This is a genomic window from Arthrobacter woluwensis (genome assembly GCF_900105345.1).
GTDB lineage: Bacteria > Actinomycetota > Actinomycetes > Actinomycetales > Micrococcaceae > Arthrobacter_E > Arthrobacter_E woluwensis.
Map to the genome: position 1 here is coordinate 988559 of NZ_FNSN01000003.1, position 14007 is coordinate 1002565.

Genomic DNA, 14007 nt, shown 5'->3' on the forward strand with positions numbered 1-14007 from the left:
GCCCGGTGAACGTTCTCATTGTCGGCGCGGGTCCCGCCGGGTCCACCGCTGCGCACTACCTCGCCCAGGACGGCCATGAGGTCACGGTCCTGGAGAAGACGTCCTTTCCGCGGGAGAAGGTCTGCGGCGACGGGCTCACCCCGCGTGCGGTGCGTGAGATCCAGCGCCTCGGGCTGCCGCACGAGGAGGCCGACGGCTGGCGCCGGAACAAGGGCCTGCGCCTGATCGCCGGCGGCCGCCAGGTGGAGCTCGCCTGGCCCGAGGTCGGCGATTTCCCGCAGTACGGCCTGATCCGGACGCGCCTCGGCTTCGATGAGGCGCTCGCCCGCCACGCGGAGGCCTCGGGGGCCACCGTTCTGGAACGCCATTCCGTCACCGAAGCGCTGCGCGACGACTCCGGACGCGTCATCGGCGCCCGGGCCGCGATCCTCGACGAACGCGGACGCAAGACCGGCGAGACGCGGGACTTCCACGCCGACGTCGTCCTCGCGGCCGACGGCAACTCGACCCGCACGGCAGTGTCCCTCGGCGTGGCCAAGCGCGACGACCGCCCCCTGGGCGTGGCCGTCCGCGGCTACTACACGAGTCCCCGGCACGAGGACGACTGGATGGAGGGCTGGCTCGAGCTGCCCGGCAAGGACGGCAAGCCGCTGCCCGGCTACGGCTGGATCTTCGGCGTCGGGGACGGCACCTCGAACGTCGGCCTGGGCATCCTCAACTCCTCCAAGGAGTTCGGCCGCCTCGACTACAAGCAGGTCATGCGGGACTGGGTCGCCGCCATGCCGGGGGAGTGGGGCTACCGCGAGGAGAACCTGGTGGGCGAGATCCGCGGCGCCGCCCTTCCCATGGGCTTCAACCGCACTCCGCACCACCTTCCCGGGATGCTGCTGCTCGGCGATGCCGGCGGCATGGTCTCACCGTTCAACGGCGAGGGCATCTCCTACGCGATGGAGTCCGCGCGCTTCGCCGCCGAGCACCTCATCGACGCCGATCGTGCCGCCCGCAGCGCCACCTCGGCGGGCGCCGCCGAACGTGCGCTCGACGCCGGCCTGGCCGCCTACGCCACCCAGGTGCGCGATGAATGGGGCAGTCACTTCACGCTCGGCCGGGTGTTCGCGCGCCTGATCGGCAATCCGCGGATCATGAAACTGGCACTCCGCACGGGCATGCCGCTGCCCGCGCTGATGCGGTTCGTGGTGCGCATGCTCGCGAACCTCACGGACCCCCGGTCGGGGCGTTTCGAGGACTCCGTGATCGCTCTGCTCGAACGACTGGTGCCCGCCACGTCGAACACCGGAACGGCGCCCGCCCCGCGTGCGTCACAGACCCTCCCCGCGACTCGTTAGGCTTTAACCGTGAGCACACCCGCAGACCGCACCTGGACGCACGCCGGACACGGACCTTCCAGCGCCGTGGAACCCGAGCCGAGCACTACGGCCATCGCCACCGGCCTGACCTTGCCGCGTGGCTTCGCCGCGATCTCCGAGGATCAGGTGATCGGCCCCGCGCTGACCACCAACCTGGCCCGTGTGGAGAAGATGCTGCGGGAGGCCATCGCGAACTCCGATCCCCTGGCGGACGCCACCTCGCGTCACCTGGTGGAGGCCGGCGGCAAGCGCATCCGCCCGCTCCTGGCCCTCCTCTGCTCCCACCTGGGCGACTACACCCGCCCCGAGGTGCTGCAGGCCGCCGTCGTGGTGGAACTGACGCATCTGGCCACGCTGTATCACGACGACGTCATGGACTCCGCGCCCTTCCGCCGCGGTGCGCCGACGGCGCATGAGGTCTGGGGCAACTCGGTGGCGGTCCTGACCGGCGACCTGATCTTCGCCCGGGCCTCCATCCTGGTCTCCGAGCTCGGTGGCCGTGCCCTCGGCATCCAGGCCCGCACCTTCGAACGTCTGTGCCTCGGCCAGCTCCACGAGACCGTGGGTCCGCGGGAGGACGAGGACCCCTTGCAGCACTACATCCAGGTGCTCGCGGACAAGACCGGCTCCCTCGTGGCCGCGTCCGCCCAGCTCGGCGCGATCTTCGCCGGCGTCGACGAGACCGTGGAGAACGTCCTGGTCGAGTACGGCGAGAAGCTGGGCGTCGCGTTCCAGCTGGCCGATGACGTCATCGACGTGACCAGCGCCCGCGTGAAGTCCGGCAAGACCCCGGGCACCGACCTCCGCGAAGGCGTGCCGACTCTGCCGGTCCTCCTGCTGCGGCAGGCCGCCCGCGACGGCGACGCCTCCGCCGCCGAGGTGCTGGCGCTCGTGGACGGTGACCTGAGCGGTGATGAGGCCCTGGCGGCCGCCGTCTCCGCGCTGGGCGCGCACCCGGTGACCGAACAGTCGTGGGCCGTGGCGCGTCGCTGGGCCGATGAGGCCATGACCGCTCTGGAGCCGCTTCCCGAAGGCGTGGTCAAGGAGTCCCTGGCGAACTTCGCGCTGGCCGTGGTGGACCGCACCGCCTGAGCCCCACGGCGGTCCCACCTGGACCGTTGCGTTTTGACACTTCGTGACAGCATCCCGGCATGGTTCTGGACCGTGCCGGGATGTTCTGTTTCCGGATGACGTCCTGTGAGCCGGAATTACTCCACGACGGACAACGAAACAGACCCGCAGGACATCTAGGGGGGATCCATGGCCTGCGGGCCTGTCTCTTGGGAAATCGGGAGATTATTTTAGAAGGGCTCCCGAAAGAACCACCTTAGGAGGGGGCGATTCCTGCCGTTAGCATATGACGAATTTTGTCATGCGTCCAGTCATTCATTGCGAAGCGTGGAGAGACGAGTTCGGCTCAGGACTCTTCGTCATCCTCGAAGGCCCAGGCCAGCATGTCAAAGGTGAACTCGGAGAAGGTGCCGTCCTCGCTCTTCCATTCGCCGCGGGCGTTGTTCTTCCGCCAGACGATCGGGTCCGGGACGCTGAGGTCGCCCACCCGGATGCCCCAGGTGTAGCTTTCGTCCTCGTCCTCCAGGAACATGAGGAAGCCCTCGTCGTCGACTTCCAGCTCTTCCGGGTCCCAGAAGTAGTGGTAGGCCTCCATGATGTCTTCGCAGCCGCCGAGGGCCAGGTAGAACTCTCGCATGGCCTGGGGAAGCGTGAGCTTCAGCCCGGCCAGGGCGGCGTCGAGCTCAGCCTCGGGGATGCCGTCCTCTTCCTGCCAGTCATCGGCCAGGTACTTCGGGACAAGCGCGCGGTACTTCTCCAAGAACATTTCGCTCATGGGTTCCATCCTATCCAGTGGAGCAAGCCCCCGCGGTGGCCTGGGACGGAGCTCACGGTGCGCGTGGTTCTGCGCCGCGTGTGGTCGCCGTGCGCGTGGTTCACCTTGCACTTTCTCGGGGCTCAGCGCCGGGAAGCCCGAGAAAGTGCAAGGTCGACATCAAGGGCGGCCCAAGGTCGACGGCGGAACGCTCAGTCGAGCTGACGGTGCCAGCCGTGCACGGCAAGGGGGACGTACCAGTGGCGGCGCCAGGCGGTGACCCGGAAGGCGAAGACGAGGGCGGCGATCGTGAGGCCGGTTACCAGGTTGAACCAGCCGAGATGCCAGACGAGCGCGGTCAGCGCCGCGCCGCAGAAGGCCGGGAGCGCGTAGATCTCGCGGGCGTCGAAGAGCGCGGGCACTTCGTTGGCCGTGATGTCGCGCAGGACGCCGCCGCCCACGGCCGTGGTGACTCCCAGCAGGATGGCCGCCACCGGGTTCGCGCCGAGGGAGATGGCCTTCAGCGTGCCGGAGATGCAGAACAGGGCTAGCCCGCCGGCGTCGAACAGGGTGAGGAGGGAGGTGACACGCTGCACGCTGTTGAAGAAGATGTAGACGAGAGCGGCGGCCAGGATCGGCGGCACCAGGTAGATGGGCTGGCCGAACGCGGAGGGCAGGTGCACGCCCAGGATGACGTCGCGGACCACACCGCCGCCGAGGCTCACGAGGCACGCGAGAAGGACCGAGCCCACGACGTCGAAGCGCTTGCGGGCCGCCAGCAGCGAGCCGGAGACGGCGAAGAAGAACACGCCCAGCAGGTCGAGGGCCAGGAGGCCGGTGTCAAAGGACATGGCCTTCCCTTCCGCTCTGTCCGTGCGCACATCAGGATTCCGGAATGGGTCGCCCGACATGCTTCGCAATCAAGGTTAAGGCACCGGGGGACCGCTCGCGTTACGCTCCCAGTCATGACTCACAGCCCTGTCCTCATCGCGTGCTCGCACGGAACCAGCAACGCCACCGGCGACGCCGAAGTGCGCGAGTTCCGACGAGCCGTGTCCGCGCTCCGCCCCTCGCTGGACGTGCGCGAGGCCTACGTGGATGTCCAGGAGCCGGCCCTCCCCGACGTGGTGGCCGCCCTGCCTGAGGGCGAGCCGGCCGTGATCGTGCCGGTGCTCCTGAGCGTCGGGTACCACGTGAAGGTGGACATCGCCCAGGCCCGGGACTCCCGGCCCCGGACGTCCGCGGCGGCGCCGCTCGGCCCGGATCCGGTGCTGGTGGACGTGCTGGAGGAACGCTTGAGGGAGGCCGGACTGGCGGACGACGACGCCGTCGTCCTGGCCGCCGCCGGCTCCTCGAACCCGGCGGCCTCCGCAGCCGTGGAGGAGGTCGCGGGGCAGCTCGCCGCCCGCCTCGGCAGGCCGGTGACCTGCGCCTACGGAAGTGCGGCAGAGCCGAAGGTGCCCCACGCGGTGGAGGCGGCCCGGGCGGCGGGGGCGCCGCGCGTCGTCGTCGCGTCCTATCTCCTGGCTCACGGCTGGTTCCATGACCAGCTCTTCAAGGCCGGGGCGGATCTGGTGACCGAGCCGCTGCTGCCGTCGGAGGCGCTGGCGGGACTCGTGCTGAAGCGCTTCGACGAGGCCGTCGCCGCCGCTCCCGGCGCGTGACGAAATATTGCCCCCCGTGTCGTCACATGTCCGGTGACCTTGGGAGGCCAAAGTGGCCCACCCTACATTTTCTGTATGACCGACACAGCTCTAGCCGGAGCGAACCCCTCACCCGAAGCCCGTCCAGCACGCACGCCGCGCGCGGGCCGGCCGGCCGCCAAGCCGCACGGCCAGTGGAAGGTTGACGGCACCACGCCGCTCAACCCGAATGAGGTGTGGAAGCAGGAGGACGGTGGGCTCAGCGTCCGCGAACGCATCGAGACCATCTACTCCAAGGGTGGCTTCGATTCGATCGACGGCACCGATCTTCACGGCCGTTTCCGTTGGTGGGGCCTCTACACGCAGCGCAAGCCCGGGATCGACGGCGGCAAGACCGCCACGCTCGAGCCGCATGAGCTCGAGGACAAGTACTTCATGCTCCGCGTCCGGATCGACGGCGGGGCGCTCACCACGGAGCAGCTGCGGGTCATCGGGCAGATCTCCGTGGACTTCGCCCGAGGCTCCGCGGACATCACCGACCGCCAGAACATCCAGCTGCACTGGATCCAGGTGGAGGACGTGCCGGAGATCTGGCGCCGCCTCGAAGCGGTCGACCTCTCCACCACCGAGGCCTGCGGCGACGTGCCGCGTGTCATCCTCGGCTCGCCCGTGGCCGGCATCGCCAAGGACGAGATCATCGACCCGACGCCGCTGATCCACGAGATCGCGGACAAGTTCATCGGCGATCCCGAGCTGGCGAACCTGCCGCGCAAGTACAAGACCGCCATCACGGGCCACCCGTCGCAGGACGTGGTGCACGAGATCAACGACTGCGCCTTCGTCGGCGTGGTGCACCCGGAGCTCGGCGTCGGCTACGACCTGTGGGTGGGCGGCGCGCTGTCGACGAACCCCATGCTCGGCAAGCGCCTGGGCGCCTTCGTCACCCCGGAACAGGGCGCCGAAGTGTGGCATGGCGTCACGCAGATCTTCCGCGACTACGGCTACCGTCGCATGCGCACCAAGGCCCGACTGAAGTTCCTCCTGGCCGATTGGGGTCCGGAGAAGTTCCGGCAGATCCTCGAGGACGAGTACCTCGGCTACCGGCTGGCTGACGGCCCCGCCGCACCCAAGCCGCCGACCCCCGGTGACCACATCGGCGTTCACGAGCAGAAGGACGGACGCTTCTTCATCGGCGTCGCCCCCACGGTCGGCCGCCTGTCCGGTGAGAACCTGGTCCGCCTGGCCGATGTCCTGGAGGCCCACGGCTCGCAGCGTCTGCGCACCACCCCGCACCAGAAGCTCGTGGTGCTCGACGTCCCCGGCGACCAGGTGGAACCGCTCATCGCCGAACTCGACGCCCTGGGCCTCTCCGCCCGGCCGAGCGTCTTCCGGCGCGGCACCATCGCCTGCACCGGCATCGAATACTGCAAGCTGGCGATCGTCGAGACCAAGGTCACCGCGGCCACGGCCATCGCCGAACTGGAGCGCCGCCTCGCCGACCTGGTCGGGGCCGGCACCCTCCCCGATGCCCTGAGCCTGCACATCAACGGCTGCCCCAACTCCTGCGCCCGCATCCAGACCGCGGACATCGGGCTGAAGGGCATGATGCTTCCCGTCGACGGCGGCGACCCGGCTCCCGGCTTCCAGGTGCACCTGGGCGGCGGGCTGGCGTCGACCTCCCGCGAGGAGGCAGGCCTCGGCCGTACCGTCCGTGGACTCAAGGTCTACGTGGCGGATCTGCCGGATTACGTGGAGCGCGTGGTCCGCCGCTTCGTCGCCGACCACGCCGAGGGCCAGAGCTTCGCCGAATGGGCGCACGCCGCGGACGAGGAGGCACTGCAATGAGCACGGACATCCGCACCGAGAGGGGCCTTCGCACTCCGGAGGAACTGAAGGCCCTCGCCGAGTCGGGCGCGGCCGAACTGGCCTGGGACGCCCCGGCCGAGGACGTCATCGCCTGGGTGAAGCGCAACTTCGCGACGCCGGCGGTCACCGTGGCGTGCTCCATGGCCGACGCCGTGCTGCCGGCCCTCGTCGCCGAGCAGCTGCCCGGCGTCGACGTCCTCTTCCTCGACACCGGCTACCACTTCCCGGAGACGTACCAGACCCGCGATCTGGTGGCCAAGACCCTTCGCGTGAACGTGGTGGACGTGCTGCCGGAGAACACCGTGGAGCAGCAGGACCGGCTGTTCGGCAAGGACCTCTTCGCCCGCGACGCCGCCTCCTGCTGCAACATGCGCAAGGTGGTGCCGCTGCGCCGCAACCTGGCCGGGTACGAGCTGTGGTTCACCGGCGTCCGCCGCGACGAGGCCCCCACCCGGACCAACACGCCGCTCGTGACCTGGGATGCGGCCAACGGCCTGGTCAAGGTCAACCCGGTGGCGCCATGGAGCTACGAGCAGCTCATGGAGTACTCGGACGAGCACCTGCTCCCGTCCAACCCGCTCCTGACCCAGGGCTACCCGTCCATCGGCTGCCAGCCATGCACGAACAAGGTCGCGCCGGGGGCGGACCCGCGATCCGGCCGTTGGGCCGGATCCGACAAGACCGAATGCGGGCTCCACACGTGAGCGGTCCTGCCTCTCGTCTCCGCAGTGCGGAGGACTTTCCACGCGGCTTAGACACACTCGCTCGTTCCTCGCTCGCGCGATGCGCCGTTTTCGAAAAGTCCTCTGCACCGCTCGCAGCTGGGCTCGGCTCGCGTGATGGGTCGTCCGCAGGCGCCCTGTACGGATCTTTGCGAAGGATCCCCACCAACTTCCTGACCGAAATGAGCTCCTGATGACCGAACTACTGGAAGAGGCTGCTGTGGCTGACAACCGGCTCGGCACGCTTGACGCCCTCGAGGCCGAGGCCATTCACATCATCCGTGAGGTCGTCGCCGAGTTCGAGCGGCCCGCGCTGCTGTTCTCCGGCGGCAAGGACTCCGTGGTCATGCTGCACCTGGCCACCAAGGCGTTTTGGCCGGGCAAGGTGCCGTTCCCGGTGCTGCACGTGGACACCGGGCACAACTTCCCCGAGGTGATCGAGTTCCGCGACCGCACCGTGGAGCGCCTGGGCCTGAAGCTCGTGGTCGGCTCCGTGCAGGAGTTCATCGACCGCGGCGAGCTCCAGGAGCGCGCGGACGGCACCCGGAACCCGCTGCAGACCGTGCCGCTGCTGGACGCCATCCAGCGGAACAAATTCGACGCCGTCTTCGGCGGCGGCCGTCGCGATGAGGACAAGGCCCGCGCCAAGGAGCGCATCCTGTCCCTGCGGGACGAGTTCGGGCAGTGGGATCCGCGCAATCAGCGGCCCGAGCTGTGGAACCTCTACAACGGCCGCTACACGGTGGGCCAGCACGTGCGGGCTTTCCCGATCAGCAACTGGACCGAGCTCGACATCTGGCGCTACATCGAGCGCGAGAACATCGAGCTGCCGGGCCTCTACTACGCCCACGAGCGGGAGGTCTTCGCCCGGGATGGGATGTGGCGTGCCGTGGGCGAGGTGTCCCAGCCGGCGCCGCATGAGGAGGTCATCACCAAGCTCGTGCGCTACCGCACGGTGGGTGACATGTCCTGCACCGGCGCCGTGGAGAGCGACGCCGCGGACGTGGCCGCCGTCGTCGTCGAGGTGGCTGCGTCGACCCTGACCGAGCGTGGCGCGACCCGCGCCGATGACCGCATCTCCGAGGCGGCCATGGAAGACCGTAAGAAGGACGGGTATTTCTGATGAGCACCGCACTCGCGTCCAGCACGCTGTTCCGTTTCGCGACGGCCGGCAGCGTCGACGACGGCAAGTCCACCCTGGTGGGCCGGCTCCTGCACGACTCCAAGGCGATTCTGGCCGACACGCTTGACGCCGTCGCCCGCACGAGCGCGGACCGCGGCTTCGGCGGGGAGAAGGGCGGCCTGGACCTGGCGCTGCTGACCGACGGCCTGCGGGCCGAGCGGGAGCAGGGCATCACGATCGATGTCGCCTACCGCTACTTCGCCACGGACCGCCGCAGCTTCATCCTGGCCGACTGCCCCGGGCACGTGCAGTACACCAAGAACACGGTGACGGGCGCGTCCACGGCGGACGCGGTGGTCGTGCTGATCGACGCCCGCAAGGGTGTCCTCGAACAGACCCGCCGGCATCTGTCCGTCCTCCACCTGCTGCGCGTCCCGCACGTGATCGTCGCCGTGAACAAGGTGGACCTGGTCGACTTCTCCGAGCCCGTGTTCCGGGAGATCGAGGCGGACATCCGCAGGGTCTCGCAGGAGCTGGGGATCGGCGCCGCCCAGGCCGGTGGAACGGCGGATCACGCCGACGTCCGGGTCATCCCGGTGTCCGCCCTCGACGGTGACAACGTCGTGGACCGTTCCCCGCGCATGCCCTGGTACGACGGCCCGTCGCTGCTGGAGGTCCTCGAGACCCTGCCCGCCGCGGATGAGCTGGAGGACGAGCACGAGGCGTTCCGCTTCCCCGTGCAGCTCGCGATCCGTCCGCAGGGCGCCCTGGCGCCGGACGCCGTCGCGCGTGGCCTGGACGTCGAGGAGTACCGCGACTACCGCGCCTACGCGGGCCAGGTGGCCGAGGGCACGGTAATGGTCGGCGACCCGGTGGTCGTCCTGTCGCCTGGCCATGAGCCGCGCACGACGACGGTCACCGGCATCGACTTCGCCGGCACCTCCCTGGACACGGCCTTCGCCCCGCAATCGGTGGCGCTGCGCCTCGCCGACGAGATCGACATCGCCCGAGGTGACACGATCGCCGCAGCGGGCACCATGGGGGAGAGTTCCGCAGATCTGTACGGTTCCGTGGCATGGCTGTCCTCCAAGCCGCTGCGCGAAGGCGCCCGGGTGTTCGTCAAGCACGGCACGCAGACCGTGAAGGCGATCGTCCGCTCGGTCTCCGGCAAGCTGGACCTGGACACGTTTGAGGTGCAGCCCGCCTCCGACCTGGAGCTCAACGACATCGGCGAGGTCCAGATCCGTCTGGCCGCGCCCCTGCCGCTGGAGCCGTACGCCAAGCACCGCCGCACGGGCGCGTTCCTGGTGATCGATCCCGCCGATGGCAACACCCTCGCCGCGGGCATGGTCAAGGAGCACCCGGGCGACTCCGAGGACGAGCGGTACTGGATCTAGCCCCGCTCCTTTTCCCGGCTCGCGAGGGAACAGCTGAGGCCCCTTCCCGGTGTGGGAAGGGGCCTCAGCTGTCACTTCGCGGAGCCGGGTTCCAGCGCTAGGGGGCGCACTGGAACTTCGCGTCGCCCCACACCCCGTGGGCGCCGTTGATGGAGCCGGAGGGCTTCACCACCAGGTCGAGGTAGTTCACACCCCGCAGGTCCACGTCCACGCTCTCCGGTGCGAAGCCGGGCACGTAGGTCCGCGAGGTGTAGGCGGTGGCGCCATCGGCGTTGACGGAGAAGATGATGTTCCCCGCGAACCCCTTCTCCAGGCCGACCTGGGAGGTGAACCGCGTGCACTTCCCGCCCAGGTAGTAGGTGATCCGGGATTCCGCATGGACCCCGAGACCCTTGGTGTAGCTGGGGCTCGTGCCCGTGGCGGGATCCGTGTAGTTCAGCGCGAGCGGCAGGTCCGGCGAGGTCGCCGTGTCCTTGTTCGCCACATCCTTGCCGATCACGCCATAGCCGTTGACGGCCTGGACCCACTCGACGTCGGACGCATACACGGTGCCGTGCGGCACGGCGGGCAGCGGCTGGGTGGTCACCTGCCAGTCGAAGAACTTCACCCGCGTGTCGGTCGGAAGCACGACGGCGGCCAGCTCCTTGGCCGGGTTCAGCCGGACCATGTTGGCGAAGGCCTGGTACTTGTACTGCGTGTACTCCGGGGACGCGCCGTTGGCGTTGTTGCGGCCCTGTTCGGACACCGCCACCACGCCGCCGCCCAGTTCCTTGGGCTGCAGCCAGTTGGGGAAGAAGATCCCCTGCTGTTCGGTGCTGCCGTCCGTGTACCGCAGGGTCAGGACCGGGGTGGTCCCGCCGCCGACCGCCGCGGAACCGAGCACCGCCAGGTGCGTGCCCTCGCCGCTGACCGCGATGGTCTGGCCGTCGAGTGCTGTGGCGTTGGGGACGTCGGGCCCGACGCTCGGCCAGGTGAAGTCCACCTCGCGGGGCGTCCCGGCGTAGACCGGGACCTTCCCGCCGGGCTTCACCCCTCCGGCCGGGACCGTCGCCTGGGCGAGCTGCTCCGCGGAGAAACTCGCCCCGCCGCCGTCGAAGTTCCCGGCGCTCTTGTTCGCCACCGTGGTGACCGCGACGTTGTTGAACGCGGCCTGCAGGGATCCGTAGGCGACGTAGATCGAGTTGCCGCCGCGCACAGTCTGCGCGCTGCCGTCACGCGCCGTGTACGACGCCGTCGCCGCCAGCTGCTGCGACCCGGCGGCCGCGCTCGGGCCGGGGCTCACCGTGAAGCTCGCGGTCACGGACTGCCCCGCCTTGACCTCGGACGCGGTCGCGCCGGAAGAGGAGACGAGGGTCCACCCGGCCGGGAGTGCGGGCGCGATCTTCACGCCCGTCTTGCTCCAGGTCCCGGTGTTCACGAACTGCGCGGTGAAGGTCGTCTGCTTGCCCTGGAAGACCTCCTTCTCGACGCCGACCCGCAGTTCCGCGGCCTGTGCCTCCTGGGTCTTCCCGGCCATCGGCCCGGCGTTCTTCAGCTGGACCGTGGCGCTCGCCGACGACGCCAGGGGAGCGGTCTTGACCCGCACCACCGAGGTGGCGGCGTCGTAGAACCAGCCCTGGGCGGCGGCGTCCAGCGCGGCCTGTCCGGAGACCCGGGGGAGGACCGTGGAACCGGTCTTCACCTGCTGCGGCGCCGTGCCCACGTGGGCGTTGATCAGGTACGGTCGGGCGGCGGCCATCCCGGTGTAGGAGCCCTGGCGTGCGCCGACGGTGACGTTGACGGTGCCCGTGCCGAAGTCCGGGGCGTCCACGGTGAAGGTCTGCCGTGCCGACTTGCCGTTCTTGTAGTCGCGCGTGACCTTGTCGTCCTCGTACAGGGTGAAGGAGGACTTGCCCTTGGCGAAGGCCTCCACCGTGACCGCCGAGTCCTCGGGGACGAGCGAGGCGTTGCGCGCCACCTTGCCCTGCGGGATCACGGCCCCGACACGGACGAAGAGCGGCAGCCGGTCGAGCGGTGCGTCGTAGCCGTTGAGGATCTGGCCGCCGTCGTAGACCTTACCGGTCCAGTAGTCCGCCCACTGCTGACCGGCGGGCAGCTGGATGCCGTTCCGCACGGTGCTCTGGGTGTAGACCGGGGCCACGAGGAAGTCCGAACCGAGCATGAACTGCTGGTTCGCCTCGGCGGAGTAGGACGCGGCCTGGTCCGGGAACTCGAGCGCCATGGAGCGCATCATCGGAACGCCCGTGGAGTGCGAGTCCTGGGCCAGGGTGTAGAGGAACGGCATGAGCTGCTGGCGCAGCTGGAGGTACTTGCGGTTGATCGCGGTGGCGTCGTCGCCGTAGAGCCAGGGGCGCTTGTCCGTCGGGGCCCAGCCGGACATCGAGTAGAGGGCCGGTGCGAAGGCCTTCCACTGCAGATCTCGGACGTAGGACTCCTTGGAGCCGCCGAAGATCCCGTCGACGTCACCGGTGGTGAACGCCAGGCCCGAGTTGCCCGCGCCCGTGAGGGCCGGGACCTGCCAGCGGATCGCGTCGAGGTTGCCGCTGTGGTCGCCGGTCCACTGCATGCCGCAGCGCTGGGAACCGGCCCAGCCTTCGACCATGAGCGCGGTGCCGCGGGCGGAGGAGTTGTCCTCGATGCCCTGGTGGGCTGACTCGCAGCCCGTGAGCGCCTGGCGGTAGCCGGAGCCGACCCACGCGACGTCGAGCTTCCGGAGCCGCACGCCGGCCTGACCCACCTCGTAGGCCTGGTTGGTCAGGGAGCGCTGCGTCCAGAGGCCCACCTTGAGCTGGGTCTCGTCCTGGATGCTCTTCACCGTCTCCGGCAGTTGCTGGTACTCGCAGCCGTAGCCGTCGTTGACGAGCATCCAGCCGGCGGGCATGTCGTGGGCGACGAACTGCCGTGCCGTCTTGATGGCGTCCGGCGTGCGCTGTTTGGCGCCGTCGGGGTCGCCGTAACCCGAGGAGGAGTAGCCCGGGTTGGAGCGGTTGTAGCAGTCGGCGTCGCCGTATTCGAGGGCGTAGACCGGTGGCATCATCGGTCGGCCGGTCAGCTGCGTGTAGCCGTCCAGCGCCGACTTGTAGTCGCCCACGAAGTAATAGGCGTCGAAGCGCTTCTCCTCGTGCGTGGTGCTCGGCGACGCGCCGAAGTCGTAGCTGCCGCGGGCGAAGGTGTCCCGGAGGACGCCATAGCCCTTGCTGGACATGTAGTACGGGACGGCGTTGGGGTAGCCGTCGTCGGTCCAGTTGAAGTTCTTGGCGATGTTGATGACCGCGCCGGTGTGGATCGCTCGGCCGTTCTGCATGCCGCCGCCGATGAACTGCTCACCGGCCTGAGGTGTCAGGTGTTCGGTGGTGCTCTTGGCGCCGAAGCTCAGGGGCGCGGACTCCTCGAAAACCGTGCTGCCGTCCGGGCGGGTGACCTTGATGCGGCCGGTGGACTTCTCCACGGCGACGCGGACGGCGTCGGTGGAGGCGGTGATCCAGTCACCCTCGCTGAGCGTGAGCCCGGTGCCGGGGAAGCTCTTGGCGCCGACGACGATGTCGGCACTCTGAGCCGGGTCCCCCTGGTCCGTGTTCGCGGGATCGGTGAAGGCCCCGCCGGGGGCCGCCTCGATGCGGAAGGTCTTGGAGTCGAGGAAGGTGATCCGGAAAGCGCCCTTCTCGGCGGTCAGGTTCACGGTGCCGCCGTCGCGTGCGACGCCGGTGACGGCGCCGAGGGTGCTGCCGCTCTGGTCGACCGGGACCTCGGGGGTCACGGGCTTGACCTTGACGGGGGTGCCGGCATCGGACGCAGTGGTGGAGGGAGTGGTGGTGGTGGGTTCGGGTGCGGCGACGGCCGCGGACAACGGGGAGAGCGGTGCACAGCTGAGCGTGACGGCGGCGGCCAGGGCCAGGAGGTTCCTGGTGTGGCGGCGTCGTTGCCGTGTGTGCACCCCGGAACGGGCGGGGTGCGGTCTCATGGGCAGCCTTTCTTCATGCATTGAGGTGATGAAAAAATCGGTTAACCGTGCACTAATAATCAGTTGCCGGGACGGGGGAGTCAATGGTTGGTGTGAAACGATT

10 protein-coding genes are annotated in these 14007 nt (G+C 69.2%); 7 read left to right on the top strand and 3 right to left on the bottom strand.

Annotation, left to right across the window (positions count from 1 at the left end):
• Positions 1 to 5 precede the first annotated feature (5 nt).
• Positions 6 to 1346 carry a geranylgeranyl reductase family protein gene (locus BLV63_RS05140; RefSeq protein ID WP_066211830.1) on the top strand — a complete coding sequence of 447 codons (1341 nt, stop codon included), beginning with the start codon at positions 6 to 8 and terminating at the stop codon, positions 1344 to 1346.
• 9 nt (positions 1347 to 1355) lie between these two features.
• Positions 1356 to 2459: a polyprenyl synthetase family protein gene (locus BLV63_RS05145; protein WP_066211828.1), complete on the top strand. Its 1104-nt coding sequence runs from the start codon at positions 1356 to 1358 to the stop codon at positions 2457 to 2459.
• A gap of 325 nt (positions 2460 to 2784) precedes the next feature.
• Here BLV63_RS05145 and BLV63_RS05150 read toward each other — a convergent pair whose 3' ends face one another.
• Together BLV63_RS05150 and BLV63_RS05155 are read right to left on the bottom strand one after the other, a co-directional pair.
• A complete protein-coding gene (locus BLV63_RS05150; protein ID WP_066211826.1) occupies positions 2785 to 3213 on the bottom strand; it encodes a hypothetical protein in 429 nt (142 codons plus the stop codon).
• Between the two features lie 191 nt (positions 3214 to 3404).
• Positions 3405 to 4043 carry a trimeric intracellular cation channel family protein gene (locus BLV63_RS05155; RefSeq protein WP_066211823.1) on the bottom strand — a complete coding sequence of 213 codons (639 nt, stop codon included), beginning with the start codon at positions 4041 to 4043 and terminating at the stop codon, positions 3405 to 3407.
• A 114-nt stretch (positions 4044 to 4157) separates the two neighbouring features.
• On the opposite strand from BLV63_RS05155, the gene BLV63_RS05160 reads away from it, so the two are divergent.
• The 5 genes from BLV63_RS05160 to BLV63_RS05180 all read left to right on the top strand — a co-directional run bounded on the left by BLV63_RS05160 (position 4158) and on the right by BLV63_RS05180 (position 9943).
• Positions 4158 to 4856 carry a sirohydrochlorin chelatase gene (locus BLV63_RS05160; protein WP_066211821.1) on the top strand — a complete coding sequence of 233 codons (699 nt, stop codon included), beginning with the start codon at positions 4158 to 4160 and terminating at the stop codon, positions 4854 to 4856.
• Between the two features lie 75 nt (positions 4857 to 4931).
• Complete coding sequence (locus BLV63_RS05165) at positions 4932 to 6680, top strand: nitrite/sulfite reductase (protein WP_066211819.1); 1749 nt, start codon at positions 4932 to 4934, stop codon at positions 6678 to 6680.
• Positions 6677 to 7405: a phosphoadenylyl-sulfate reductase gene (locus tag BLV63_RS05170; protein ID WP_066211817.1), complete on the top strand. Its 729-nt coding sequence runs from the start codon at positions 6677 to 6679 to the stop codon at positions 7403 to 7405. Before BLV63_RS05165 ends, BLV63_RS05170 begins: the two co-directional genes overlap by 4 nt.
• 211 nt (positions 7406 to 7616) lie before the next feature.
• Entirely contained in the window at positions 7617 to 8546 is a 930-nt protein-coding gene (gene cysD / locus BLV63_RS05175) for a sulfate adenylyltransferase subunit CysD (RefSeq protein WP_066211815.1), read from the top strand.
• Complete coding sequence (locus BLV63_RS05180) at positions 8546 to 9943, top strand: sulfate adenylyltransferase subunit 1 (protein ID WP_066211813.1); 1398 nt, start codon at positions 8546 to 8548, stop codon at positions 9941 to 9943. The genes cysD and BLV63_RS05180 overlap by 1 nt, the downstream gene beginning before the upstream one ends.
• A gap of 97 nt (positions 9944 to 10040) precedes the next feature.
• Here the strand turns inward: BLV63_RS05180 and BLV63_RS05185 are convergent, their stop codons facing one another.
• Positions 10041 to 13904, bottom strand: coding sequence for an NPCBM/NEW2 domain-containing protein (locus BLV63_RS05185; RefSeq protein ID WP_082724041.1), 3864 nt, complete (start codon positions 13902 to 13904; stop codon positions 10041 to 10043).
• Positions 13905 to 14007: the final 103 nt, after the last annotated feature.